This is a genomic window from Bradyrhizobium cenepequi (assembly GCF_020329485.1).
Lineage (GTDB): Bacteria > Pseudomonadota > Alphaproteobacteria > Rhizobiales > Xanthobacteraceae > Bradyrhizobium > Bradyrhizobium cenepequi.
Window position 1 is genome coordinate 49,199 of the sequence record NZ_JAGKJI010000001.1, and the last position, 23,349, is coordinate 72,547.

At 63.3% G+C, this 23,349-nt stretch carries 26 protein-coding genes, 1 tRNA gene and 1 pseudogene; 14 read left to right on the forward strand and 14 right to left on the reverse strand.

What is annotated here, in order from left to right:
* From J6497_RS00225 to J6497_RS00240, 4 genes are all read right to left on the reverse strand, one after another.
* Nucleotides 1-531 carry a hypothetical protein gene (locus J6497_RS00225; protein WP_225702221.1) on the reverse strand — a complete coding sequence of 177 codons (531 nt, stop codon included), beginning with the start codon at nt 529-531 and terminating at the stop codon, nt 1-3.
* On the reverse strand, nt 531-932 hold the full coding sequence (locus J6497_RS00230) for an SRPBCC family protein (RefSeq protein ID WP_225702222.1): 402 nt from the start codon (nt 930-932) through the stop codon (nt 531-533). Before J6497_RS00230 ends, J6497_RS00225 begins: the two co-directional genes overlap by 1 nt.
* A gap of 138 nt (nt 933-1,070) precedes the next feature.
* Nucleotides 1,071-1,430, reverse strand: a complete 360-nt coding sequence (locus J6497_RS00235; RefSeq protein ID WP_225702223.1) for a VOC family protein — start codon at nt 1,428-1,430, stop codon at nt 1,071-1,073.
* A gap of 58 nt (nt 1,431-1,488) precedes the next feature.
* Nucleotides 1,489-2,328 carry a helix-turn-helix transcriptional regulator gene (locus tag J6497_RS00240; protein ID WP_225702224.1) on the reverse strand — a complete coding sequence of 280 codons (840 nt, stop codon included), beginning with the start codon at nt 2,326-2,328 and terminating at the stop codon, nt 1,489-1,491.
* Between the two features lie 141 nt (nt 2,329-2,469).
* Between J6497_RS00240 and J6497_RS00245 the strand changes: the two genes are divergently transcribed.
* Together J6497_RS00245 and J6497_RS00250 are read left to right on the forward strand one after the other, a co-directional pair.
* A tRNA-Gly gene (locus tag J6497_RS00245) sits at nt 2,470-2,543 on the forward strand.
* A 455-nt stretch (nt 2,544-2,998) separates the two neighbouring features.
* Nucleotides 2,999-4,165, forward strand: a complete 1,167-nt coding sequence (locus tag J6497_RS00250) for an NAD(P)/FAD-dependent oxidoreductase (protein WP_225702225.1) — start codon at nt 2,999-3,001, stop codon at nt 4,163-4,165.
* Between the two features lie 30 nt (nt 4,166-4,195).
* Here J6497_RS00250 and amaB read toward each other — a convergent pair whose 3' ends face one another.
* Nucleotides 4,196-5,728: an L-piperidine-6-carboxylate dehydrogenase gene (gene amaB, locus J6497_RS00255; protein ID WP_225702226.1), complete on the reverse strand. Its 1,533-nt coding sequence runs from the start codon at nt 5,726-5,728 to the stop codon at nt 4,196-4,198.
* Between amaB and J6497_RS00260 the strand changes: the two genes are divergently transcribed.
* Nucleotides 5,727-5,864, forward strand: a complete 138-nt coding sequence (locus tag J6497_RS00260; RefSeq protein ID WP_225702227.1) for a hypothetical protein — start codon at nt 5,727-5,729, stop codon at nt 5,862-5,864. The two genes, amaB and J6497_RS00260, sit on opposite strands and share 2 nt — an antisense overlap.
* 10 nt (nt 5,865-5,874) lie before the next feature.
* On the opposite strand, the gene J6497_RS00265 is transcribed toward J6497_RS00260, so the two are convergent.
* The 3 genes from J6497_RS00265 to J6497_RS00275 form a co-directional block, all read right to left on the reverse strand.
* Complete coding sequence (locus J6497_RS00265; protein ID WP_225702228.1) at nt 5,875-6,933, reverse strand: class I SAM-dependent methyltransferase; 1,059 nt, start codon at nt 6,931-6,933, stop codon at nt 5,875-5,877.
* A 299-nt stretch (nt 6,934-7,232) separates the two neighbouring features.
* The gene (locus J6497_RS00270; protein ID WP_225702229.1) at nt 7,233-7,598 is read right to left on the reverse strand and encodes a nuclear transport factor 2 family protein; all 366 of its coding nucleotides are present in this window, start codon (nt 7,596-7,598) and stop codon (nt 7,233-7,235) included.
* Between the two features lie 246 nt (nt 7,599-7,844).
* Nucleotides 7,845-8,060 carry a ChaB family protein gene (locus tag J6497_RS00275; RefSeq protein ID WP_225702230.1) on the reverse strand — a complete coding sequence of 72 codons (216 nt, stop codon included), beginning with the start codon at nt 8,058-8,060 and terminating at the stop codon, nt 7,845-7,847.
* 255 nt (nt 8,061-8,315) lie between these two features.
* On the opposite strand from J6497_RS00275, the gene J6497_RS00280 reads away from it, so the two are divergent.
* Entirely contained in the window at nt 8,316-9,392 is a 1,077-nt protein-coding gene (locus J6497_RS00280) for an alpha/beta fold hydrolase (protein WP_225702770.1), read from the forward strand.
* A gap of 80 nt (nt 9,393-9,472) precedes the next feature.
* Here J6497_RS00280 and J6497_RS00285 read toward each other — a convergent pair whose 3' ends face one another.
* Entirely contained in the window at nt 9,473-10,309 is an 837-nt protein-coding gene (locus J6497_RS00285; protein WP_225702231.1) for a universal stress protein, read from the reverse strand.
* 310 nt (nt 10,310-10,619) lie between these two features.
* Between J6497_RS00285 and J6497_RS00290 the strand changes: the two genes are divergently transcribed.
* From J6497_RS00290 to glk, 3 genes and pseudogenes are all read left to right on the forward strand, one after another.
* The gene (locus tag J6497_RS00290; RefSeq protein ID WP_225702232.1) at nt 10,620-11,075 is read left to right on the forward strand and encodes a CBS domain-containing protein; all 456 of its coding nucleotides are present in this window, start codon (nt 10,620-10,622) and stop codon (nt 11,073-11,075) included.
* Nucleotides 11,076-11,105: 30 nt separating this feature from the next.
* A pseudogene (locus tag J6497_RS00295) lies at nt 11,106-11,306 on the forward strand (hypothetical protein); the annotation flags it as partial.
* Nucleotides 11,219-12,271 (forward strand): glucokinase, encoded by a 1,053-nt coding sequence (glk, locus tag J6497_RS00300; protein ID WP_283844376.1) that lies wholly within the window; start codon nt 11,219-11,221, stop codon nt 12,269-12,271. The pseudogene J6497_RS00295 and the gene glk, both read left to right, overlap by 88 nt.
* Nucleotides 12,272-12,371: 100 nt before the next feature.
* Here glk and J6497_RS00305 read toward each other — a convergent pair whose 3' ends face one another.
* The gene (locus J6497_RS00305) at nt 12,372-12,722 is read right to left on the reverse strand and encodes a RidA family protein (protein WP_225702234.1); all 351 of its coding nucleotides are present in this window, start codon (nt 12,720-12,722) and stop codon (nt 12,372-12,374) included.
* An 84-nt stretch (nt 12,723-12,806) separates the two neighbouring features.
* On the reverse strand, nt 12,807-14,465 hold the full coding sequence (locus J6497_RS00310) for an FAD-binding dehydrogenase (protein WP_225702235.1): 1,659 nt from the start codon (nt 14,463-14,465) through the stop codon (nt 12,807-12,809).
* A 277-nt stretch (nt 14,466-14,742) separates the two neighbouring features.
* On the opposite strand from J6497_RS00310, the gene J6497_RS00315 reads away from it, so the two are divergent.
* The 5 genes from J6497_RS00315 (at nt 14,743) to J6497_RS00330 (ending at nt 19,230) form a co-directional block, all read left to right on the forward strand.
* Nucleotides 14,743-15,207, forward strand: coding sequence for a Clp protease/crotonase-like domain-containing protein (locus J6497_RS00315; RefSeq protein ID WP_225702236.1), 465 nt, complete (start codon nt 14,743-14,745; stop codon nt 15,205-15,207).
* A 354-nt stretch (nt 15,208-15,561) separates the two neighbouring features.
* Complete coding sequence (locus J6497_RS41145) at nt 15,562-15,696, forward strand: hypothetical protein (protein WP_283844383.1); 135 nt, start codon at nt 15,562-15,564, stop codon at nt 15,694-15,696.
* 21 nt (nt 15,697-15,717) lie between these two features.
* The gene (locus J6497_RS00320; RefSeq protein WP_225702237.1) at nt 15,718-16,308 is read left to right on the forward strand and encodes an SCO family protein; all 591 of its coding nucleotides are present in this window, start codon (nt 15,718-15,720) and stop codon (nt 16,306-16,308) included.
* 73 nt (nt 16,309-16,381) lie between these two features.
* Nucleotides 16,382-17,302 carry an ABC transporter substrate-binding protein gene (locus tag J6497_RS00325; RefSeq protein ID WP_225702238.1) on the forward strand — a complete coding sequence of 307 codons (921 nt, stop codon included), beginning with the start codon at nt 16,382-16,384 and terminating at the stop codon, nt 17,300-17,302.
* A gap of 287 nt (nt 17,303-17,589) precedes the next feature.
* Nucleotides 17,590-19,230 carry a lysine--tRNA ligase gene (locus J6497_RS00330; protein ID WP_225702239.1) on the forward strand — a complete coding sequence of 547 codons (1,641 nt, stop codon included), beginning with the start codon at nt 17,590-17,592 and terminating at the stop codon, nt 19,228-19,230.
* A 222-nt stretch (nt 19,231-19,452) separates the two neighbouring features.
* Here the strand turns inward: J6497_RS00330 and J6497_RS00335 are convergent, their stop codons facing one another.
* The 3 genes from J6497_RS00335 to J6497_RS00345 form a co-directional block, all read right to left on the reverse strand.
* Entirely contained in the window at nt 19,453-20,208 is a 756-nt protein-coding gene (locus J6497_RS00335) for a carbonic anhydrase (RefSeq protein WP_225702240.1), read from the reverse strand.
* Between the two features lie 87 nt (nt 20,209-20,295).
* Nucleotides 20,296-21,228, reverse strand: coding sequence for a 2-dehydropantoate 2-reductase (locus tag J6497_RS00340; RefSeq protein WP_225702241.1), 933 nt, complete (start codon nt 21,226-21,228; stop codon nt 20,296-20,298).
* A gap of 168 nt (nt 21,229-21,396) precedes the next feature.
* Complete coding sequence (locus J6497_RS00345) at nt 21,397-22,008, reverse strand: TetR/AcrR family transcriptional regulator (protein ID WP_225702242.1); 612 nt, start codon at nt 22,006-22,008, stop codon at nt 21,397-21,399.
* Nucleotides 22,009-22,124: 116 nt separating this feature from the next.
* On the opposite strand from J6497_RS00345, the gene J6497_RS00350 reads away from it, so the two are divergent.
* Nucleotides 22,125-22,571, forward strand: a complete 447-nt coding sequence (locus tag J6497_RS00350; RefSeq protein WP_225702243.1) for an ester cyclase — start codon at nt 22,125-22,127, stop codon at nt 22,569-22,571.
* A gap of 48 nt (nt 22,572-22,619) precedes the next feature.
* Nucleotides 22,620-23,111 (forward strand): DUF3237 domain-containing protein, encoded by a 492-nt coding sequence (locus tag J6497_RS00355; RefSeq protein WP_225702244.1) that lies wholly within the window; start codon nt 22,620-22,622, stop codon nt 23,109-23,111.
* Nucleotides 23,112-23,349: the final 238 nt, after the last annotated feature.

Consider the following 23,349-nt stretch of genomic DNA (forward strand, 5'->3'; position numbering starts at 1 on the left):
TCACGAAGGGGCGACCCGGCGGGCCGTGAACTCCACGTTGAGACGCCATGTCGCGCCCTGGTCGGCGGAGACTTCGCCGCGCCAGAGGAAGGAATTCGACGTGATTTGCGAAAAGCTCCAGCGTATCAATTGTCCGTCCGGGCGCGTGCCCAACTGCACGATGTCGTCGCGCTCGGCGCGGCCGATCATCTGCAGGAACGTGCGCGTAACCGGATCGGTCCACTGGATCCGCCAGGCGTCGAGCTCGCCATCGTAGATCCTGAGCGTGGTGCCGTAGGAATTGGCGTTGGCGGTGGCATCGGCCTGGCGCAACGCGCCGCGCGGCGGCACGATCCAGACATCCTGGATCGCGCGTCCCTCCAGCGCCCAGCCGAAGTGCCACTCGCCTTTTCGCTGTCGCTTCGTGCCGTCCTCGGCGATATGGGTGACATCGAGATCCCAGGAGCCGACGAAGCGGCCGTAGAGATCCATCTTGCCGGCGCGGTCGGTTGCAGCACCGTGCGCGCCGAGCGCTTCGAGGAACGGATTCATCACGCCGTTTCCCGCTCGAACTTGTTCCGCATCGCGCTCACGCCGAGGTCCATCTGCGAGGAGATGTAGGGCGCGATATCGTTCGGCAGCACATCGGCGATCCACGTCACGCGGCAGCCGGAGTCGCCGTCGGCAAATACCTGGATCGATGCGCTGTGCTGCTTCAGCCGCTCGCTTGCGACAGCATAGACCAGCCGACGCCTTGCGTCGTCGCAGTCGACCAGCAGCTCACGCGCGACCGTGCCGTTGGCGAAGGTCACGATGCGGGCATCACCGTCGAGCTTGGTGTCGAGCACGAAGCCCGGCACCAGCCGCGTATGCAGCGCGCCGAAATCGCGCAAGGCATCCCAGACCTGGTCGGGACGCGCTTCGACGATGAATTCCTTATGGATGGAAGCCATGGGTGAGTCCTTTGTTCTAATGAAGGTCGCGTAGGGTGGGCAAAGCGCAGCGGGCCCACCGTCACGAGCAGAGTGTTTGATGGTGGGCACGCTTTCGCTTTGCCCACCCTACGGCCGCGCATTGATGAGGGCGGCGTCTCACGTACACACCGCCTCCACATTGTTGCCGTCGGGATCGATCAGGAACGCCGCGTAATAGGTCGGGCTGTAATCCTTGCGATGGCCGGCCGCGCCATTGTCGCGGCCGCCGGCCTTCAATCCTTCGCTGTGGAATTTCTTGATTGCGTCGTGGTCCGGAGCGCGGAACGCGACATGGGCGCCGCTGTTGCTCTTGCCCTTGCGCAGATGCAGCCACAGCGCCGGTTCGCCCTTCGGACCGAAGCCGGCGCCTCCGTCATCGCGCGAGCACAGGACATAGCCGAGCGGGGCAAGCGCTGCGGTGTAGAAATGCACGCTGGCGTCGAGATCGCCGACGCGCAGGCCGATATGGTCGTACATGGTTTTTCTCCAGTGCTTTAAGCGCGCCTGATGACGCGCTGGACTGGAGGAAGGCTAGCTAATGCAGCGCCAGCCGTTCTTGGAAAATCTTGCGGTCGCCGCGCGAAGCTTTCCGGAACGCGTGCGGCGAGACGCCGGCAGCGCGTCGGAACGTGCGCACGAAATTGGAGAGATCGCCGAAGCCGACATCGTAGGCGATCTCGGTGATCGGGCTGTCGTCATCGGCCAGCCGCCGCGCCGCGTGGCGCAGCCGCGATCGCACCAGATATTGATGCGGCGTCACGCCGACGACGTCCGAGAACAGCCTGAGGAAATGGAACGTGCTGATGCCGGCCTGATCCGCCGCATCATCCAGGCCGATATCTCCTTGCGAATGTGCGTCGATCCACAGCGCAGCCTCGACCGCGCGGCGGCGGTCGCGCAGGCTTGCCGTCACCGGCCTCGCCGCGCGGCCCGAGACCACCGCGATGAAGCGGCTGGCCAGGAGGTGGCCGGCCTCGTCGAGGCCGATGTCGCTGTTGCCATCTGCTGCCGTCTGCGCGAGTTCGCCCAGCACCATCAATTCCGGCAGCGGCGGCACCGATCCGATCTGCCAGACCGCGCGGCTGTCGCCGATCGCCTGCACCAGTTCCGGATGCAGGTAGAACGACAGGCAGACGTCGCCGCCGACATGGTCATGGGTGCAGGTGTATTCATCACCGGGATGGCCGACCAGGATTGCGCCGGTCACCAGTTCATGGAAACGGCCGCGGCAATGGCAGCCGAAGCTGCCCTCGCGGACGTAGGAAATCGAGTGCGCATGATATTGTTCAGCAAACGGTTTCTCGCTGGGCACCGCGGTGCAGCGGAACTCGTTCACGGACATGCGCTCACGCTGCAACAGCGGCTTTCGGATCATGCATGAGATTTAGCGACGCGCCCGGGACGGCGCAACGCCCCAAACGGGGCATCCGGAATCCTGGTGTTTCCGTTAAGGAGAACGCGAGAGGCGACTTGGCGAACGCCCCGGTCTCGGCTAATCAGGAGGGGAGCGCGATCCGCGGGCGTAGTTCAATGGTAGAACGGCAGCTTCCCAAGCTGCATACGAGGGTTCGATTCCCTTCGCCCGCTCCAGCCCAGCAAATCTTCATCGGCCGTTATCAGGTCGTCGGTGTCGGCGTGCTCACAGAGGAGCAGGCCGAACGTCTCGCCCAGCGCCGTCCAGCGAGTCGAGGCGCTTGGTGCCCGGCCGCGTCAGGCTGACATGCATAGGCCTCACGCCGCGCCTGACGAGACGCTGGTCCGCGTGGAAGCCGCTCTATTGCAATTGAAACCAAGATCTTCGGGACCCGAAACACTCCCGTAGCGCGACTGCGACCAGATGGCAGGGAAGCAGATCGTGAGGAGTGAACATGAGTCGCCATGTGGGTCAGCGTGCCGTCGTGATCGGGGCTGGAATTGGCGGCTTGTCTGCCGCCGGAGCGCTTTCGTCCTATTTCAGGGAGATCGTCGTTCTCGAGCGCGACACGCTTCCGTCCTCAGCTATCTCGCGTGCAGGCACTCCGCAGGATCGGCATCCCCATCTTCTCTTGGCCGGCGGACTGCAGGCGCTCGGGGACATCTTTCCGGGCTTCGAGAGGGATCTTGCCAATCGCGGCGCTGTTTCAATCAACGTGTTTGGAGACGTCCGGTACGAGCGACCGGACGTCGGCGCTCTGCCGCAGCGTGATTGTGGCGCGTCGATTCTCTGCGCCTCGCGGCCGCTGATCGAGGACGTGCTGCGGCGTAAGGTGGCCGCAATCGCCAACGTCACGTTGCGATCGCAATGTCGCGTGATGGACATCGTGCCGGACGCGATCCTGCCGTCGGTCAGGTACGAGAGCGGTGCAAGAGAGCTTGTCGCAGTCGAGGCGGATCTCGTGGTGGACGCATCCGGTCGCGGTGCGCCGACGCTCGGCTTGTTCGACTCGCTCGGCTGGGAACGGCCGCTCGATACCGTCGTCGGCGTCGACATCAGCTACACGACCGTTGTTGTTCGGCCTGTGGGTACGCCGCCGGATGGGCAAATCCTGGTCACATTGCCCGATCCGCGCACCTCGGTGCTGGCCGGCTTGATAATGCCCATGGAAGGGGGAGGCTGCTTCGTCTCGCTTTCTCAGCACGGCGCGACGGAGCGCCCGGAGACGTGGGAGGACTTTCTCGCTCTCTCGCGCCAACTGAATACGCCGACGATCTACAACGCAATTTGCAAGCTCCCGCCACCCGATGGCTTGAGACACTTCGTATTTGATGAGAGTCGGTGGCGACATTTCGAGCGACTCCAGAAGCTACCGCGCGGGGTTCTGCCGGTGGCCGACGCGCTCTGCCGGTTCAATCCGGTCTACGGGCAGGGCATGTCTGTCGCGGCGCGGCAGGCAAAGCTGTTGTACGGGGTCCTGGATCGCGTGGCCGGCGAGGCGGACCCGATCGCGGCACTCCAAACTGAGTTCATGTCCGAAGTAGGCTCGCTGCTTCAAGCGCCTTGGAACATGGGCGTGAACGCCGATTTCGCTTATCCCGGTACACGGGGGGAACGCCCGGAGCGGTACGAGGAGAGCAGGCAGTTCGAAGCCGCCCTTTTCCGAGCTGTCGTGGCGGATCCGGTGGTCCAGAGGGCGTTCTCGGACGTCCTGCAGCTCATGAAGCCGTTCGATCTTCTTCAGGACGCTGACATCCGGCACCGGATCGAGGCCTATGCCACGGCGGAAGACGCGTGATCGGGCCTCGTGGCACCGCCAATGACCTTTTCACCCGACGTCGAACTTGACGCCCTGCGCCAGTGGCAGTTCGCGCGAGTAGTTGATGGTGTTGGTCGCCCGTCTCATGTAGGCGCGCCAGGCGTCGGATCCGGATTCCCGGCCGCCGCCGGTTTCCTTCTCGCCGCCGAATGCGCCGCCGATTTCCGCGCCCGACGGGCCGATATTGACGTTGGCGATGCCGCAATCCGAGCCGACCGCCGACATGAAGGTCTCTGCCTCCCGGATGTCGGTCGTGAAGATCGACGATGCGAGCCCCTGGGGCACCGCATTATGGCTGGCGATCGCCTCGGCAAGATCGCGGTAGCGCATCACGTACAGGATCGGCGCGAACGTCTCGCGCAGCACCGGACCCATTTGCGAGGGCATCTCGACCAGGGCGGGCGCGACGTAATAGGCGCTAGGGGATTGCTGATCCACACGCGTCCCGCCATGCACTTTGCCGCCGAGCGAGGTTGCTTCATCGAGCGCGCGGCCCATCGCCTCGAAAGCGGCCGCATCGATCAGCGGGCCGACCAGGGTGGCCGGCTCGCGCGGGTCGCCGATGGCAACGGAACGATAGACGCGGCCGAGCCTCGAGACGAAATCATTGGCGATGCTCTCGTGCACGAACAGACGGCGCAGCGAGGTGCAGCGCTGGCCGGCCGTACCCATCGCGGAGAACGCGATGCTCCGCAAGGCGAGATCCTGATCGGCGGAGGGCGTGACGATCGCGGCGTTGTTGCCACCGAGTTCGAGGATCGCCCGGCCGAAGCGCGCGGCGACGCGCGGGCCCACCTGCTTGCCCATCCGCGTCGATCCGGTGGCCGATAGGATGGCGACGTCGGGATGATCGACCAGCACTTCGCCGACGGTGCGGTCGCCCAGGACCAGTTCCGCGAGACCCTGTGGCGCATCGCCGAACCGCGCGAGCGCCCGCTCAACGATCGCCTGCACCGCACACGCAGTGAGCGGCGTTTTCTCCGAGGGCTTCCACACCACGGCGTCGCCGCACACCAGCGCGATCGCTGCGTTCCAGCACCACACGGCAACCGGGAAGTTGAAGGCCGTGATGATGCCACACACGCCGGCCGGATGCCAGGTCTCCATCATCCGATGACCGGGACGTTCGGATGCGATCGTCAATCCATAGAGCTGGCGCGACAGCCCGACGGCGAAGTCGCAGATGTCGATCATTTCCTGCACCTCTCCGAGCCCCTCGGAGAGGATCTTGCCTGTCTCGATCGTCACCAGCCGACCGAGCAGGTCTTTCGAGCCGCGCAGCTCCTCGCCGAGCAGGCGGACCAGTTCGCCCCGGCGCGGGGCCGGAACGGACCGCCAGGTCAGGAAGGCACTGCGCGCGCGGGCAATCGCCGCGCGCATATCCTCGTCGCTTCCAGGCTTGAGGTGCCCGATGACCTGCCCGTCGATCGGCGAGCGGGCGATCAGCCTACTATCGGCGACGAAGGCTGGCGCAGCCTGCAGCTTCGTCAGGAGATCGAGGGCTTCGTTAGCGAGAGCGGAGCGTGGCGTGGAGGTGCTCATGGCGGTTGTCCTCGGATCGGCCGCCAGGCATGCAAGCGCCCGCTCGATCCGCTACCAAGTCCCGCAAGCGCCTGTCCGCGTCAAGTCCATCCACCGCCACGCGAAGAATCTTCGCGCGGCGGTGCTGCGGTTCTAGTGCCAAGCTGTTATGGCCGTGCTTCCAGGATCAGGTTGAACGGCGTTTCGGTGGCGCGCCGGAACCGGGTGAAGCCGGCCTCGCGGGCAATCTCGCGGAGCCTCGCCTCGCCGGCCTGCGCGCCCAAGGCGAGCCCGACCTCCTGATCCAGGGACGCCGGGGTGCAGACCATCGTCGAGGCCGCGTAATAGAGCCGCCCGATCGGGTTGAGATTGTCCTCCAGCCGGTCGTTGGCGAAGGGCTCGACCAGCATGCAGGTGCCGTCATCAGCCATGGTGCTGCGAGTATGCTTGAGCGCGCCGACCGGGTCGCCCATATCGTGCAGGCAATCGAAGAAGCAGACGAGATCGTAGCCGTTGGCCGGGAACGTCTTGGCAGTGTGAGTCTCGAAGCGCACGCGATCGGACAATCCCGCATCCCGTGTCTGCTCGCGTGCGGCCTGGACTGAGCCCTCGTGATAGTCGAACCCGAATAATGTGGATTTGGGGAACGCCTCGGCCATCAGGCGGGTCGATATGCCATGTCCGCAACCGACATCGGCGACCTTCGCACCCCGCTTCAGCTTGTCGACGACGCCCTCCAGCGCGGGCAGCCATTCCTGCACCAGGTGATGCTTATAGCCGGTGCGGAAGAAGCGTGCCGTGCCGCAGAACAGGCATTCGCTGCGCTTGTTCCAGCCGACCCCTTTGCCGGTCTTGAACGCGTCGGAGATCTTCGGCTCGTCGAGGAACGTAGCCGCGATCACGTTGCCGACAGCGCCCAGGAAAACCGGACTGTCGTCGTCGGCCAGCGCCAGGATTTGTTCGGGCAACATCGAGAACTTTCCCGATGCAGTGTCATATTCGACATAGCCCGAGGCCGCTTGCGCCGACAACCACTCGCGAACATATCGTTCTGCAGTGCCTGTCGCTTTCGCCAGCTCCGCGGAGCTCATCGGTCCCTTTTCGGCCAACGCCTTGTAGAGGCCGAGCCTGTCGCCAAGCAGTATCAGCGATGCGTTCATCGCAGCGCCGACGTCGCCGATCATTTTTCCCATGAAAGAGTTCAGGCGATCATTATCAACTTCCATGATATGCCTCCATTGAAATTGTCTTTGACCCAATCTGTCGCTTCTACGCCGCAGAAGCACACCTAGCAGGATACAACACCGCTTCATCGCAGCGTCCCGATGATGGTAAGGCAATTTCGGTGTGGAGAGTGAGGCGTTGCGTCTCACGACAGCGAGATCACCGTCACAAGCGCGCGAGCGATAGCACGAACTTGCTCCGCGCCGGGTCATAATGACGCGCGCCATTCTTTCGTCATGACAGTGCATGGCAGCGAGGCTGACGGATGTTCGTCAGCCACACCGCCATGTACCGTCTCTCATCACGCGCCCTGTGGCACCTGGTCGAGAAAGCCGGTGATGCTCTTGATGCGGCCGTCCTTCAGCACCGCGAAGTCCGTGCCCTTGATCGGGCTGTCGGCGCCATCGGGACCGAGGCCCCAGGAAAAGCGGAGATGGTTGCCGAAACCGTTGGGCTCGCCGATCAATTTGAACTTGAAGGCTGGAAATTTTTCCTGGACGCCTGCTATCAGCGCATCGACACCTTCCTGGCCGTCACCGCTCATCAGCGGATCGACATAGCGTACGTCCGCGGTCCAGTTCTCGGCCAGCATCTCCCGGCGCCGGCTCGGCGTGCGCTCGTTCCACAGTTCGATATAGCGGCTTGCGATCGTCTTATGGTCGGTCATCTTGCTCTCCTTCGCTTGTCGCCGAATGCATCGGCTGCTGCGACTATCGAAGATTTGCGTGAGCTGATCGATTACCTCCGAGGTCATCACCCGCTGCTTGGGAATCGATGGTGGCGAAATCCGATCAGGTGCTGGTCGTTGGTTTCGGGCCAGCACGGATTTCCCTCGCCAGAAGCGCGAAGCGTTCCTGCGGAGAAGATGCTTCGACATAAGGATGGAGCGGGCTGACGATGCGATCAGACGTCTTTAGTTGCCAGATATTGGGATCCAATGATCGCCAAGCTTCTCATAGGATCGCTTCACCGCCGCCCAGGCGGTACGGTGCGCGATCTCCTCTTGCCGGCGATCTCCCGCATGCGCGGCAAAGGAATGGTTGAAGGCTTCGCGGTAGATGTCCTGTGCATGCGGAGGCAGGTGGCCGCGAACCGGAAATGGCAAATCCGCATTCGAGCGATAGGGCATGGATAACTCCTTCGGCCAGCCCGCTCGGGCCGGCGCCGCAATTCCTTGCGCGCGTGCGTTCCTTGCCGAAATGGAGCCGATATAGCAGTCCTGCGTTTGTTTGGTGCTTGATCGAGGTCAAACCTCCGGCCGCTGCCTGCCCGATCATGGCTCCGGCGTGCAAAAGGGGGAGTGAGCGTGAGCGAGAAGCCTAAACCACTGGAAAAGAAGGTGGACGCGGGCACTGATTGGGCGGTGCAGGCGCTGCTATGGCCAATGGCGGCCACCCGATTGGCGCTGGAAGCTTATCTGCATTGGTTCCCTAATGGCGAGCCCGCACTGTCCGATCAGCAGAGCGAGCCGCCCCTGTCCTGGACGACGCCGAATGTGATCGCGCTGCAGCTTGCTTCGATGCGGCTGCGGGATTTTTCACGGAGAGCCACGGGCCAGCCGCTTCTGATCTGCGCGCCCTTTTCGCTGCACAATGCCTTGATCGCCGATTTTGCACCTGGCCATAGCCTGGTGGAAGCGCTGCAACGCGCCGGCTTGGATCGCATTTACGTCACCGACTGGTGCTCGGCCACGCCGGAAATCCGCTATCTCTCGATCGACAGCTATCTGGCCGACCTCAACGTGGCGGTCGATGAAATCGGCACGCCGGTCGATCTCATCGGCTTGTGCCAGGGTGGGTGGCTGTCGTTGGTCTATGCCGCCCGTTTTCCGCACAAGGTGCGGAGGCTCGTGCTTGCCGGTGCGCCGGTCGATGTCTCCGTGCCGTCAGATCTGTCGCGGATGGTGGCTGGGGTTCCTGAGCCAGCGTTCGACGAGCTGGTGCAGCAGGGGAAGGGCATCGTGAGCGGCAAGCACACGCTTCGCTTCTGGAGCATGCCGCTCACCCTGCATGACATCGAAGCGACATTGCAGAGAAATGTCGGCGACGGATCGGAGCAGGGCACGGCACTGGTGGCCCGATTCGAGCGCTGGGATCGCAAGGTGCTGGATCTGCCGGGAACTTTTTACCTCGAGGCGACCAACTGGATCTTCCGCGAGAATCGTATCGCCGACGGACGCTTCATCGCGCTCGGCCGCAGGATTGATCTTGCCGAGGTGAAGGTGCCGGCTTTCCTGCTTGCAGGGGAGAGGGACAATGTTGTGCCGCTCGACCAGGCGCTCGCCACGGCGCGCCTGCTCGGTACGCCGCCGCAATGGCTGGAGCAGGCGTCCGAGCCGTGCGGTCACCTCGGTCTCTTCATGGGGCGCGAGAGCTTGGGCCGTTCGTGGCGCCGGATCGTCCGCTGGCTTCAAGCCGGCGGTGAGGATGTTGCGGCGCTAAGGCCCAAGATTAGAGCATGATCCTGGTGCGTGAAACTGGAAGGAAATTCTTGCGCCGCGCCCGAAAATTCGGACGCGGAGCTTGACGCCAGCTCGCAACGTCAATGCGACATCAGCGTCGGCACGGTCATGCTCTGGAGCATCTCGCGGGTGACGCCGCCGAGCAGCCGTTCCTGCAGGCGCGAATGCCCGTAACCGCCCATCACCAAGAGATCGAGGCTTTCGTCGGCCGCAACGGAGAGGATGGCCGGCTGGATTTCGGAGTGCCCGGCCGGAAAGGCCACAACCCTGGCCGCCATTCCAAGCCGCGCCAGATGCTGGACGAGGCGCTGCGGGCTCGCCTCGTCCGGAATCGAGCCTGGATTGCCGATGGAAATGATCGTGAGCGCCTCAGCGTGGCGCAGGAGCGGCATGGCATCCCGCAGCGCGCGGCCGGCGAGACGGCTTCCGTCCCAGCAAATCCCGATGCGCCGCGCCGCAAATGTGCCGCGGAAGGTATAGGGCATGAACAATACCGGGCCGCCCGACTGGAACAGGACCTCCGGCGGCACGTCGTTGTCGAACGTATCGCGCTCGGGTTCCGGCTGCAGGACGATGGTGAGATCATGAAGCCGCGCGCTGGCACTGGCAATCGCGATCGCCTCGCCCGGTGTCGCGCTCATCGTGCGGCAGGTATACGATATCCCTGCGTGCTTCGCCTGGACCTCGAAAACGCACATCGCTGCCTCTGCGCGCTCGAGCGCGCGCTGCCGGGTCTCTTCGACGATCATGGCGACCGCAGCGCCGCCTGCCGCGGCGATCGGAACATTGGCGGTCTCGTACGCGACCGCCAGCGCGTCAAGGTGGGCACCGTGCGCCATGGTCAGCAGCACGGCACCGTCGATCACTGGCCGAGCCGGACGTTCGGAAGGGATAAGCACCAGCAAGTTCTTGAACATCGTCGTTCTCCCCCACAATTGGTAGCCATCCGCGCAAATTGAACATGGCCATAAGAGCACAGCGGCCGATCGATGAATTGATCCAGGTCAGAGGGCGTCGTCGTCATTTTGACGCATATCAAGGCCGCGTCGGCCGGGCGGTGCACGCTAGAGCTTCAGTTTTGGTCGAATTCAATCAGAACCGACGCTCCAGAAGATCCTTGTCTTGATGCGTTTTCTTCATGCGAACCGGTTCCCACCCTCGGATCAGGTCCGAGGGCATGCTTCGCCCGAAAACGCTCTGGCGACAAAAGCTTGTTGGAGAGAAACAATGCTGGCAACGGATGTCATGCGAACCTGGTTCGCCACCATAAAGCCGAACGCGCCGCTGCTCGATGCCGTCCACCTGCTGCTGGAAACCAACCAGCGTGGCTTGCCGGTGATCGACGATCGGGGATCCCTGGTCGGCATCATCTCGGAGGGTGATTTCCTGCACCGGCCCGAGCTGGGCGTGACGGGCCCCGCAGGGTTCTTGCTGGAGTGGCTGGTCGGAAGAGCGGAGGGTCACGTCATGCGTGAACGGACGCAGGCGTTGCGGGTCGATGCCGTCATGACGCGGAATCCCGTGCGCGTGGATGAAACTGCAACCGTCGACGATATTGTCGCGCGAATGGACGCCCACCAGATCTCGCAGGTGCTGGTGGTCCGCGGCGAGAAAGTCCTTGGACTCGTCGGCCGGACACAGTTGCTTCTCGCGCTCGAACGCTGTTTGAGCCGGCAACACTGACGAAAGCGCAGCCCTTAGGGCTATTCGCACCGTTTCGGCTTGCTCTATGTTGAACATGCCATGCTGCGGCGGATTCCCAAAGCCTCCGCGCGGTGGTACTCGGACCTTATCGCCGCTATCAGGCGGACGCGGATCGGAACCGGCTGGCGGCTGACGGACGTCGCCGCGGCGAAAGGACAAAGCGGACGCCACTCGCGCACCGACGCAGCCCGACAGGAACGGAGGCAATGACCGCGATTAACCAAGCATTGCTCGCCGATATCGGCGGCACCAACGCACGCTTCGCGCTCGTCAGGGGTGGTGAGATCGGCCCCATCGAACACGTCAAGGTCGCCGACTTCCCAACCTCGGCGGATGCCATAACGGCTTTCCTCAGCCGTCATGCAGCCGGCGGCGCCGCTACTGCGGCCATCTTCGGCATCGCGGGGCCAATCGAGAACAACCGCGTCGTGCTGACCAACAGTCCGTGGATGTTCGACGCGGCCGGTCTGCGCCAACAATTCGCCTTCGCGGCCGTGCATCTCCTCAATGATTTCGAGGCGCTGGCCTGGTCGCTGCCGGCATTGGGCGCTTCCGATCTGGTGTCGCTCGGCAGCCGCACTCCGGTCGCCGGCGCTCCCATGCTCGTGGTCGGTCCGGGCACCGGCTTTGGCGCGTCCTGCCTGGTTCCGTCGAGCAACCCGCCCGTGGCTGTTGTCACCGAAGCCGGCCATGCCACCTTGCCGGTGACTTCGGAACGGGAGGAACGGGTGATCGATCGCCTGCGCGGGCGCTTCGGTCATGTCTCGATCGAACGTGCGCTATCCGGGTCCGGCCTGAAGAATCTCTATGATGCCTTGAACGCCATCGACGGCGCCGGCGCGCCCGAGCGCGACGCCGCCTCGATCACGCAGGCCGCACTCGATGGCAGTTGCGGGACGAGCCGGGCGGCGCTCGATATGTTCTGCGCGATGCTCGGCATGGTTTGCGGCAATCTGGCGCTAACCTTCGGCGCGCGCGGCGGCGTCTATATCGCCGGTGGTATCGTGCCTCGTTTCGTCGATCGTCTGGCGGGATCGGATTTTGGCACTTGCTTCACGAGCAAGGGCCGGTTCGAGACCTACCTGCGGGACATTCCGGTCCACATCATCACGAGGCCGGATGTCAGTTTCGTCGGTCTCAAGGCGTTCTTCGAGACGCACGTCACGGCCGCATAGTCTTCGAGAGTCGCAGAGGCCGCGCGCGGCGGATTTACAACATGTGCGCGATGTCGGCCGCGCCCGACGACCGACATCGCCATTCTCGTACGATGCCCGCTTACTTCGCCGCGGTCACCATGATCTCGACATTGTATTGCGGCGCCGCCAGCTTCGCCTCGACGGTGGCGCGCGCCGGCGTGCTTCCCGGCGAGACCCAGCGGTCCCACACGGCGTTCATCTCGGCGAATGTCTTCATGTCGGTGATGTAGATCGTCGTCGTCAGCAGCTTCGATTTGTCGGTGCCGGCCTTTGCCAGATGGCCATCGATGATCGAGAGGATCTCTTCGGTCTGTTTCGTCACGCTTTCACCGGCCGTCTTGTTGGCGACGATGCCGGCCAGGTAAACCGTGTTGCCATGCACGACGACCTGGCTCATCCGCGGCCCGGTTTCAAAACGCTGAATGGTCATGTTGTTCTCCCGTTGATTGGCGGTGACTACCTAGCGCAGGAGTGCGCCATCCGCCACTCCGGTTATCGATTGCCACGGTTGCACTCATCCCACCGCTTTCGCGGCGGCGCGTCCCGCATTTCGTCCCGAGAACAGGCAGCCGCCCAGAAAAGTCCCCTCCAGCGAACGATAGCCGTGCATGCCGCCGCCACCGAAGCCCGCGGCTTCCCCGACGGCGTAGAGTCCCCTGATGATCTGGCCGTCATGGCCGAACACGCGCGAATCGAGATCGGTCTCGAATCCGCCGAGTGTCTTGCGGGTGAGGATATTGAGCTTCACCGCGATCAGTGGTCCGTGCGCGGGATCGAGGATACGATGCGGCGCAGCGGTGCGGATCAGGCGATCGCCGATATATTTGCGCGCATTGTGCAGGTTCATCACCTGCGCATCCTTCACGTAAGCGTTGGCGATCTCCCGGTCGCGCGCCTCGATCTGCATTCGAATGTAATCGAGTTTCAGCAGATTGTCGCCGGAAAGCTGGTTCATCGCCGCGACCAGATCCTCGAGCCTGTCGCGCACGATGAAGTCGACGCCGTTTTTCTTGAACGCTTCCACCGGCGCCGGCGCGCCCTTGTTGGTGGCGCGCTTGATCGTCATGCGCCAGCTCTTGCCGGTGAGGTCAGGATTCTGCTCCGAGCCAGAGAGCGCGAACTCCTTCTTGATGATGCTTTGCGTCAGGATGAACCAGGAATAATCATAGCCAGTGCTCATGATGTATTGCAGTTGCCCGAGCGTGTCGGAGCCCGGAAACAGCGGCGCCGGCAATCGTGTGCCGGTTGCATCGAACCACATCGACGATGGCCCCGGCAGGATGCGGATGCCGTGCTTCGGCCAGATCGGCGACCAGTTCTGGATGCCCTCGACGTAATGCCACATCCGGTCGCGGTTGATCAGCCGCGCACCGATCGCCTCGGTGATGCCGATCATGCGGCCGTCGACATGTTCGGGCACGCCGGAGATCATGCGCTGCGGCGCCTCGCCCAATCGCCTCGGCCAGTTCTGCCGCACCAGGTCATGATTGCCGCCGATGCCGCCGGACGCCACGATCACGGCTTGTGCGCGAAGCGAGAATTCGCCGACCACGTTGCGCGAGGAGCTTTTGCCGCGCTCCACATTGGTCGGCTCGAGGATCGCGCCCGTGACGCCGTCGACGGCGCCGTCCGTCAGTGACAGCGCATCGACGCGATGGCGGAATTTAAAGATCAGCCTGCCGCTATTCTCGGCCTCCCGCGCGCGGCGCGCGAAGGGTTCGACGATGCCGGGCCCGGTGCCCCAGGTGACGTGAAAGCGCGGCACCGAATTGCCATGGCCCATCGCGTCGTAGCCGCCGCGTTCGGCCCAGCCGACGATCGGAAATAGCCGATGGCCTATCGCGCGCAGCCAATCGCGCTTCTCGGTGGCGGCGAACGCGACGTAAGCTTCCGCCCAGCGCCGCGGCCAGTGGTCTTCGTCGCGATTGAAGCCCGCCGCTCCCATCCAATCTTGCAGCGCAAGCTCGTGAGAGTCCTTGATGCCGAGCCGGCGCTGCTCGGGCGAGTCGACCAGGAATAATCCGCCGAACGACCAGAACGCCTGGCCGCCGAGCGATTGTTCCCCTTCCTGCTCGACCACGATGACGCGTTTTCCGGCATCGGCAATCTCTGTGGCGGCAACAAGGCCCGCCAAACCCGCGCCGACCACAATGACGTCTACATCCTCAGCCACTTCTTTCCTCCCGCGAGTTCCCTGTGAATGACACCTGCGCGTTCGTGCGCAGTCAACGGCAATGGAGCCTGCTTGTGGGCGGCCGTCCCGCAAGGACACGGTAAGGTTGTTCCAGTTCGGGACCTTTCATCCGCAAAGTGCAGCGCGCGCGCAACACTGGATTTGAATTTGTTTTGATCGACTAACGACGGCTGGACAAAAATCGAGTCCCGCAACACGCTGGCCAAAGTCTTGCATCACTAAGACCAACAGATTCGATATTCGACTGGGGCAGGCCATGAAGTTGATGACGGGGTTGCTCGCGGCGGTTCTCCTGCTGGCGGGTATGGGGGTTTCGCATGCTGTAGTGCGGATCGCCGACGATCGCGGCGGCAGGATCGGCACCTATGTTGACAGGTATCAAAGCCTTCGCAGTTCCGGCGAAACCGTCATCATCGACGGTCTCTGCGCGTCGGCCTGCACCATCGTTCTCGGTGCGGTTCCGCATGATCGGATCTGCGTCACCTCGCATGCCAATCTCGGTTTCCACGCCGCATGGGATTTCGCCGCCAACGGCCGCGTCGTGACCAATCCCGAAGCGACGCAGATGCTGTATTCGATGTACCCGGCCCCGATCCGCCGCTGGATCGCCTCGCGCGGCGGCCTTACCCCGCGGATGATCTTCCTGCGCGGCAGGGCCCTGCAGGCCATGTTCAGGCCCTGCTACCTCGACGCCCAGGCCTCCGCCAACCGGCCGCGCTAAAGGTTGGCGCTCCCGCTCTCCTTGCGGGAGCGCCGTAGCCCGGGTGGAGCGGAACGCGCAACCCAGGACAACTGCGTCACATTTGCGAGCTGCCCCGGGTTACGCTGGCGCGCTCCACCCGGGCTGCGGTAATCCACGAGGGTCTGAGTCAGACCTCATCCTGAGGGGCCGCGAAGCTGCCGTCTCGCAGGATGAAGCCCCCCGCTAGCGCCACTTGTTTTTTCTCCGCACGATGTGACGGCGCGTCGCAGCATTGCGCTTGCCGGCTGGCGGAACCAGGCTTATTTCAAGCATATGGTTCAGCCGGTTTCTGCCTCGCATGGAATGACCGCGCCGGCCCCGAGACAGGGCAAGGTGGCCTCTGCCATCGCCTGGGGGGCCGCGGGCCTGGGCGCGCTCGTGGTGCTGGGCGCGGGCGCGCTCTGGTTCCATTACGGCACCGCGGTGTTCTTCGAGACCATCGCAGCCGGCGTCTCGGCCTGTTTCTGATCCAACAAGAGGAATTTTTTCATGGATCGGACCACTCGCCCGCTCGTGATCGTAGCCGCCTTCGCCGGCAGCCTGGCGGTTGGGCTCTTGCTGTTGTTCTGGACCATGGGCGGCCTGCGCAGCATGACCGCGCCGTCGGCGATCGGCGGCCCGTTCCAGCTCACCGACCAGGCGGGCCAGACCGTCACCGACAAAAGCCTGAAGGGCAAGCCGACCCTGATCTTCTTCGGTTTCACCCATTGCCCCGACGTCTGCCCGACCTCGCTGTTTGAGATATCCGAAGTGCTGCGGGCCATGGGCAAGGATGCCGACAAGGTGAACGCCTATTTCGTCTCCGTCGATCCGGAGCGCGACACCGCAGCGGCGATGAAGGACTATCTCTCCAGCTTCGACCCGCATTTGAAGGGCCTCACTGGCAATCCTGAAACCATCGCCAAGGTGCTGTCGGCCTACCGCGTCTATGCCAAGAAGGTCCCGCTGAAAGACGGCGACTACACCATGGACCATACCGCGCTGATCTATTTGATGGACCGCGACGGTAAGTTCGTGTCGCCCTTCAACCTGAAGCGCTCGCCGGAAGAGGCCGCGGCCGACCTGAAGCGCTATCTCTAGCTCCCCAATAGGCCCTCGCATCGTGCCCCGTGTGATCTATAAGACGATCTAATTCCGCAACATTTCCGGCCACATGCCCGATCAGATCGCCAAGCTCGACATCTCCCGTGCTATCCGCGCCATGGCCGGATGGCTGGTCGTCGCGGTGCTGGTCGCCTGTAGCGGTGTGGCGATCGCGCAGATCCCACAGCCGCAAACGCCGTCGCCAAAACCGCCTGTCGAAGCCGCCCCGCAGGCGGTGCCCGGTTTCTGGGATCCACGGCGGCGGCCGGAGCGGCCGGATCTGTCGCGCATCACCGTGATCCGCTTCCTGACCGAAACTGATTATCCGCCGTTCAACTTCACAGGCCCCGACGGCAACCCGGCCGGCTTCAATGTCGATCTGGCGCGCGCGATCTGCGACGAGATCAAGGTCACCTGCACCGTCCAGATGCGCCGCTTTGAGACGCTGGTGGATGCGCTCGCCACCAACCGGGGCGACGCCATCATCGCCTCGATGGCGGTGACGCCGCAATTGCGCACAAGGGTGGATTTCTCCGATCCCTATTACCGCGCGCCGGCCCGCTTCGTGTCGCGGCGCGACGCCGTGATGCCGGAAGTGCGGCCGGAATATCTCGAAGGCAAGAAGGTCGGCGTCATCGGCGGCACCGCGCATGAAGCCTATCTGAAGGCGATGTTCACCGACGCCGAGCTCCATACCTATCCCAATGACGACGCGCTCAGGCAGGCGCTTCGCCGGGGCGAGGTCGATTTCATCTTCGGCGACGCGATCTCGCTGGCGTTCTGGATCAACGGCACCGACGCCGCCGAATGCTGCGCCTTCTCCGGCGGCTCCTTCGTCGAGAGCCGTTTTTTCGGTGAGGGCATCGGCATTGCCGTGCGCAAGGGCAACGACCTGCTGCGGCAGGCGTTGAACTGGGCGTTGTTCCGAATCTGGGAAAAAGGCCGCTACACCGACCTGTGGCTGCGCTATTTCTCCGTCAGCCCGTTTTAGGAACGGATTTGTAGGATGGACAAAGCGTAGCGTGCCCACCATCACGAGCGGAGCGTGAAGGTGGCACGGCGCTAAAGTGCGCCTTTGCCCACACTACGCTTCTTCGCCGCCACTTCTCGTCACTGAGTTGGGACCGGCGTGTAAGGCGACTGCGTCCGCCGTAGCTTCAGCGGAGGCGGAAGCAATCCATGCTTCAGCAAGCGGAGAAATGGATTACTTCGCTTCGCTCGCAATGACGGTTATGCTATCAAACCGGCCGTTTTTCTGGCCTCGGAGAAAGTCGTTTAATGTCCGTGATTGACCTCGCCGCAAGCCCGAGCGACCTGCGTGCGCTCGCCGAACAATCCAACGCCTGGCCGTTCGAGCAGGCGAAAGCGATTGTCGCGCGGCTGGAAAAAAATCCGAAGGACGAGGTGCTGTTCGAGACCGGCTATGGCCCGTCCGGCCTGCCCCATATCGGCACCTTCGGTGAGGTGGCGCGCACCACCATGGTGCGCCACGCGTTCCGCGTGCTCACCGAGGACAAGATCAAGACACGCCTGCTCGCCTTCTCCGACGACATGGACGGCCTGCGCAAGGTGCCGGACAATGTCCCGAACAAGGAACTGCTGGAGCAGCACCTCGGCAAGCCGCTGACGAAGGTGCCCGATCCCTTCGGCACCCATCCGAGCTTCGGCGAGCACAACAATGCGCGGCTGCGCGCCTTCCTCGACCAGTTCGGTTTCGACTACGAATTCGTCAGTTCGACCGACTACTACACGTCGGGCCGCTTCGATGCCGCGCTGCTGCGGATGCTGGAGCGGATCGAGAAGGTGATGGCGATCATGCTGCCCTCCCTCCGCGAGGAGCGCGCCGCGAGCTATTCGCCGTTCCTTCCCATCTGCCCGCGCAGCGGGCTCGTGCTCTATGTGCCGGTCACGGCGCATGACGCCAAGGCCGGCACCATCTCCTATGAAGACCCCGAGACGAAGGAGACCGTCACGGTCCCCGTCACCGGCGGCCGCTGCAAACTGCAGTGGAAGCCGGACTGGGCGATGCGCTGGTATGCGCTCGGCGTCGACTATGAGATGGCCGGCAAGGATCTGATCGATTCGGTGAAGCTGTCGGGCAAGATCTGTTCGGCACTCGGCGGCACACCGCCGGAGGGCTTCAACTACGAGCTCTTCCTCGATGAGAAGGGCCAGAAGATCTCGAAGTCGAAGGGCAACGGCCTCACCATAGACGAATGGCTGCGCTACGCCTCGCCGGAATCGCTGTCGCTGTTCATGTACCGCGAACCGAAGGCGGCCAAGCGGCTATACTTCGACGTGATCCCGCGCAATGTCGATGAATATCAGCAGTTCATCGACGCCTTTCCGCGCCAGGAAGCCCGGCAGCAATTGCAGAATCCGGTCTGGCACATCCACTCCGGCCATCCGCCGAAGGTGGACATGCCCGTCACCTTCCAGCTTCTCTTGACGCTGGTGTCCTCGTCGAATGCGGAGAACGCCGAGACGCTGTGGGGCTTCATCGGCCGCTATCGTCCAGGCGTGACGCCAAAGACGCATCCGAAGCTGGATGCGATGGTCGGCTATGCCATCAATTACTACCGCGATTTCGTCGCGCCCGGAAAGCAATTCCGCGAGCCGACCGAGAGCGAGCGCGCGGCGCTGCAGGACCTGCGCGATGCGCTGTCCAATATGCCGGCGGACTCGACCGCGGAGGACATCCAGAACGTGGTCTACGAGATCGGCCGCCGCGAGCCGTTCCTCGATCCCGTGAAGAAGGGCAAGGCCGGCCGGCCCGGCGTCTCGCTCGACTGGTTCAACATGCTCTACCAGGTCCTGCTCGGCCAGGAGAAGGGCCCGCGCTTCGGCTCCTTCGTCGCGGTCTACGGCATCCAGAACGCCGTCAACATGATCGACGGCGCGCTCGCGCGATCTTCGTAGCTTTCTCAATTCGTCATGCGCGGGCTTGACCCGCGCATCTATCCTGCTTCGCAAGACTCTTTTGGTCGATGGGTTGCCGGGTCAAGCCCGGCAATGACGACACTGTTCGTGGCTCACCATCTATCTCGACCGCAGCACGTTGATGCGTAGGGTGGGCAAAGCGCAGCGCGCCCACCATCAAGAGCAGAGCAAGAGGAGGTGGGCACCCAACTTACAGCTCACTTAGACTGACTGCAGCACGTAGCGGCGATTATCCTTCTGCACAGGGCGCGCGTTCATCGGATAGAGCTTTGCGAAGGCCGCGACATCGGCCGCCGCAACCTGGATCGGGTCGGTCAGCACCAGCCATTCGACGGTCTCCGAGCACGGCGGCGTCGTCAATGAACCGGGGTAACGGTAGTAGCCGAGCTTCTTCGGCAACAGCGCGTTCGGATTGATGCTGCTGTCTGCCTTCACCGCCGGCCCTTCCTTGGCCGGCATGGTGGCGACGATCTTGCCAAAGGCCGGATTCGCCTTGCCTTCCGCCATCAGCACCCCGACGACGGCGAGCGCGCCGGAATCGGCGCGATGGACGAAATGCGCCTCCATTGGAAAATTCTTGCCGCCGACCAGATGTTCGCTCGGCCGGTGGAAATGAACCTGCACCAGCTTGTAGGTGGTATCGCCGAGCTTGAGCGTAGAGCCCTCGGCGAAATTGAGCTGAATGGTGTGCCCGTTGTTGACGATGGTGTCCGCGGTCTTGCCCCAAGCAAGCTTCAGCGCCGGCAACTGTGATTTGATGGTTGAGCTAATATCGATGGGCGATTGCTGCGCTCCAACGGCGCACGCCTTGCTGGCAGTGTCGAGCTCGCCCCATTTGGCGGGCCCTGCCTCTCCCTCATAGCCCCAGTGTACACCTTCCGCGGCAAGGCCGGTGGTTGTGCAGAGCGGACAAACGGCCAGTCCGGCCAGTGCCTTCAGTAAATGTCGACGGTCCAAGTGAGCCCCCCAGGGTTTGAAGAAGGGCTCCGCAATATCCGATTCCAGGTAAACGTGAGGTTGCAAATGATGGCGCGTAGCCCCACTCTACAGTTTGCTCGCATCGCGCAGCCCGTCACTGGTCGCGCGCAACAGCGTCAATAGCAGCCCGTTGAGCGGCGTCGCCACGCCATGTCGCTCGCCCACTGCGACGATCGCGCCCGTGAGCGCGTCGGCTTCGAACGGGCGGCCGGCGAGACGATCGAAATACATCGAGGTGCCGGCGTCGGGTGGATAGGTCAAGAGCGTCGCCAGCGTTCGTTCGGCCTCATCCGGCGCCAGGCGAGCGCCATCGGCGCGACCGACGGCAACGGCCTCTTCAAGGATGGCAAGGCAGAGCGCCTTGACGTCTTCGCGCCGGAACACCGCCTGCCGCTGCAGCGTCAGCGCGGTGATCGGATTGGCGACCGCGTTGATCAACAGCTTTCGCCAGGCGCGCGTGGCGAAATCGTCGCTGCGCAGCACCCGCATATCAGTTCCTTCGAGCAAGGCTTCGAACGCCCGCCCGTCCACATCGTCCGTAACCGCAAATTCATATTCGCCTGCACGTCGGAAACGAACGTGGTCCGGCGCCAATCGCTCGCCGTTGTAATAGACAAGAGTGGGAACGATGGTCGCATGCCCGACCAGCGGCGCCAGTCGCTCCCTGTGCCCGATGCCGTTCTGCAGGACCGCGACGCGCGTGCCGGCGTGGCAGAGTCTTGCCAGCCAGGGCGTGCTTGAGGCGGTGTCCTGCGCCTTGGTGCACAACAGCACCCAGTCCACCGGCGTGGCATGCTGCGGATCGGTCAAGGCGCGAAGCGGAACATCGATTGTGCCTTCGGCACGCTCGACCATGAGGCGATCGAGCGGCCGCCTGACGCAGGCGATCACCTCGTGCCGGTCGGCGGCGCGCAGGAGGCCTGCGATGATACCGCCGATGCTTCCAAGCCCGACGACAGCAATGGTCTTGCGATCCGGGTTTTCAGTGCTCGGTGGCATTCGCTGGATACCTTTGACGCTTCTGTAGGACGGCTCCGCTGCCAGGGGAGCGGCTTCCCCTGTTCGGCGCGCCATCCCAAGGAATTGCACTCGGCCAATTCGCCGGCCGTTCTTCGCAATGCATCATCACACAATTGCGGGCTCGAGTGCAAAGGGACCGCCGCCGCCTCAACTAGTTTTCCGAAAGGACTCCAGTACCGTCGCCAGGATCTTCTGACCGCTCTTGCGAACCTTTTTCGGGTCGTCCGAGTGCGGCAGCAAGAGTCCGATCTTGCAGATCATGGCGTCGATCATCCGGCTGAGGAGATCAACGTCCTCAACATCCAGTTCGCCATCGCGCTTCAACGCGCGCAGCGTCGCGATCAGGAGCGCCGTCGGATAGATTTCTTCGATCTCGCGATAGCGTGCGTCTCCTAGCACGGCCTGTGCTTCCTGGATCACGATGCGCGCGTAGTCCTGCTCCTCACAGGCGTCCAGATAGGCTTCGATGCCGGCGCTCAGGCGGTCCCATATCTTGCGCTCGCTCCGCGCCGCCGCTTCGATTCTCGCCGCAGCCTCCTTCTGCATGGCAACCACGACGGCATCGAACAGCGCCTTCTTGTCCTCGAAATGGTGGTAGAACGCGCCGCGCGTCACCCGCGCTGCCCGCGAGATCGCTTCCATTCCCGCGGCCTGAAAGCCGTTCTTTGCAAACGCGTCCCGGCCGGCATCGAGCAGCGCCTGCCTTGTGGCCTCGCTGTACTCTTCCCGACGGCTTTTCGGAGAATTCTTCGCCCGCATCGCGCACAACCTATCGCTTGACCGGCATCTATCAAACATCGTATAACATACATAATGTATGTATTAGACAGTCCGTATGTGTAAAAGGGAGAGGTAGGTAGATGGACGGGAAACGAATGTTCGAGTTGGCCGAGGCGTTGGCCATTGCAAAAAGCCGGCAGGACGTCTCGGCCGCCTTAGCGGTTCTGCATCCGGAGATGGTGCTCGAGACTCCTGCCTTCGGCACCAGGGCGTGCGGCCTGGCCGAGAATGAGCGAATTCTGCAGCGGTTCTTCGAATCCTTTCCCGACTACGACGTGGTCCTCGAAGGCCATGCGAATACCAAGGATACCCTGGTTTGCTGGGGGACAGCCCGGATGACGATGACCGGCGACCGGTTCGGCGTCGTACCGAACGGCCGGCGCGCCGAACTGCCGGTGTTCATCTCGTTCGCCTTCAACGATGACCTGATCCTGCGCGAACGCTTCTTCTTCGACCTCTCGGAGCTCTGCGCGCAGTCCGGGGTCTCTACCGACGCGGTCCGGCGAAAGCTGTTCGGCGAAACGTCGCTGGCGGCCGCGTAGCTCTCGCTCGCCGTACCTCTCACTCCTCCATCCAAGAGGCACAAGACCATGGCAGATCCCCGCCTGAAATCCGTCGGTGAAATCAATACCGCGCACCTTTTCGACATCGTCGTTGATCTCAGCCCGCGACTGAATTTCGGCACGGGGCCCGTCGGCCAGCGCGTGTTGTTCGGCGCGGCCAAGGGTTCGTTCGAGGGCGCCCGCTTGCGCGGCGAAGTGCTGACGGGCGGCGGCGATTGGGCGCTGTTCCGGTCAGACGGCGTCATGGCGCTCGACGTCCGCCTGACCCTGCGGACACATGACGGCGAGTTGATCTGCATGACCTATGGCGGCCGCTTGGCGACGCCGCAGGAGTTGCGCGCCGAGATGGCCGATCCCGCCATGCGCTATCAAGTCGATCCTGCCAAATATTATTTCCGCACCAATCCGCTGTTTGAGACGGGATCAGAGCAATATCTCTGGCTCAACAACGTGGTCTGCGTCGGCAAGGGCTATCTGGTAGAAGGCGCAGTGGCCTACAAGATTTTCGAAGTGCTCTGAGGTCTGCCGTGACCTGACGGACACGTTGTCCGGAGTCTGGCGGCAGGATGTGCCGGGCTTTGTCCTTGCGGAAGCGGCGGGGGCCCTGGCGGCCGTGCTGCTGTTTCGATGGCTGGTGCCAAAAACGCCGTTTCGCCCGGGATTTCCTAGTTGACGCGCAAATCGAGATAGAAGGTGCGCGGCAATTTCAACGGATGCGGTCCTGAACTGGGCTATACTGGTGCCATAATAATCCGAG

Coding starts and splice junctions, on each gene's coding strand:
- J6497_RS00350 (WP_225702243.1), top strand. CDS start 22,125: ATGTTCGAGTTGGCCGAGGCGTTGGCCATTGCAAAAAGCCGGCAGGAC.
- J6497_RS00275 (WP_225702230.1), bottom strand. CDS start 8,060: ATGCCCTATCGCTCGAATGCGGATTTGCCATTTCCGGTTCGCGGCCAC.
- J6497_RS00225 (WP_225702221.1), bottom strand. CDS start 531: ATGAATCCGTTCCTCGAAGCGCTCGGCGCGCACGGTGCTGCAACCGAC.
- J6497_RS00265 (WP_225702228.1), bottom strand. CDS start 6,933: ATGGAAGTTGATAATGATCGCCTGAACTCTTTCATGGGAAAAATGATC.
- J6497_RS00325 (WP_225702238.1), top strand. CDS start 16,382: ATGCCCGATCAGATCGCCAAGCTCGACATCTCCCGTGCTATCCGCGCC.
- J6497_RS00260 (WP_225702227.1), top strand. CDS start 5,727: ATGGCGGTTGTCCTCGGATCGGCCGCCAGGCATGCAAGCGCCCGCTCG.
- J6497_RS00355 (WP_225702244.1), top strand. CDS start 22,620: ATGGCAGATCCCCGCCTGAAATCCGTCGGTGAAATCAATACCGCGCAC.
- J6497_RS00285 (WP_225702231.1), bottom strand. CDS start 10,309: ATGTTCAAGAACTTGCTGGTGCTTATCCCTTCCGAACGTCCGGCTCGG.
- J6497_RS00305 (WP_225702234.1), bottom strand. CDS start 12,722: ATGACCATTCAGCGTTTTGAAACCGGGCCGCGGATGAGCCAGGTCGTC.
- J6497_RS00340 (WP_225702241.1), bottom strand. CDS start 21,228: ATGCCACCGAGCACTGAAAACCCGGATCGCAAGACCATTGCTGTCGTC.
- J6497_RS00240 (WP_225702224.1), bottom strand. CDS start 2,328: ATGATCCGAAAGCCGCTGTTGCAGCGTGAGCGCATGTCCGTGAACGAG.
- J6497_RS00320 (WP_225702237.1), top strand. CDS start 15,718: ATGGATCGGACCACTCGCCCGCTCGTGATCGTAGCCGCCTTCGCCGGC.
- J6497_RS00280 (WP_225702770.1), top strand. CDS start 8,316: ATGGCGGCCACCCGATTGGCGCTGGAAGCTTATCTGCATTGGTTCCCT.
- J6497_RS00330 (WP_225702239.1), top strand. CDS start 17,590: ATGTCCGTGATTGACCTCGCCGCAAGCCCGAGCGACCTGCGTGCGCTC.
- J6497_RS00315 (WP_225702236.1), top strand. CDS start 14,743: ATGAAGTTGATGACGGGGTTGCTCGCGGCGGTTCTCCTGCTGGCGGGT.
- amaB (WP_225702226.1), bottom strand. CDS start 5,728: ATGAGCACCTCCACGCCACGCTCCGCTCTCGCTAACGAAGCCCTCGAT.
- J6497_RS00270 (WP_225702229.1), bottom strand. CDS start 7,598: ATGACCGACCATAAGACGATCGCAAGCCGCTATATCGAACTGTGGAAC.
- J6497_RS00235 (WP_225702223.1), bottom strand. CDS start 1,430: ATGTACGACCATATCGGCCTGCGCGTCGGCGATCTCGACGCCAGCGTG.
- J6497_RS00230 (WP_225702222.1), bottom strand. CDS start 932: ATGGCTTCCATCCATAAGGAATTCATCGTCGAAGCGCGTCCCGACCAG.
- J6497_RS00290 (WP_225702232.1), top strand. CDS start 10,620: ATGCTGGCAACGGATGTCATGCGAACCTGGTTCGCCACCATAAAGCCG.
- J6497_RS00345 (WP_225702242.1), bottom strand. CDS start 22,008: ATGCGGGCGAAGAATTCTCCGAAAAGCCGTCGGGAAGAGTACAGCGAG.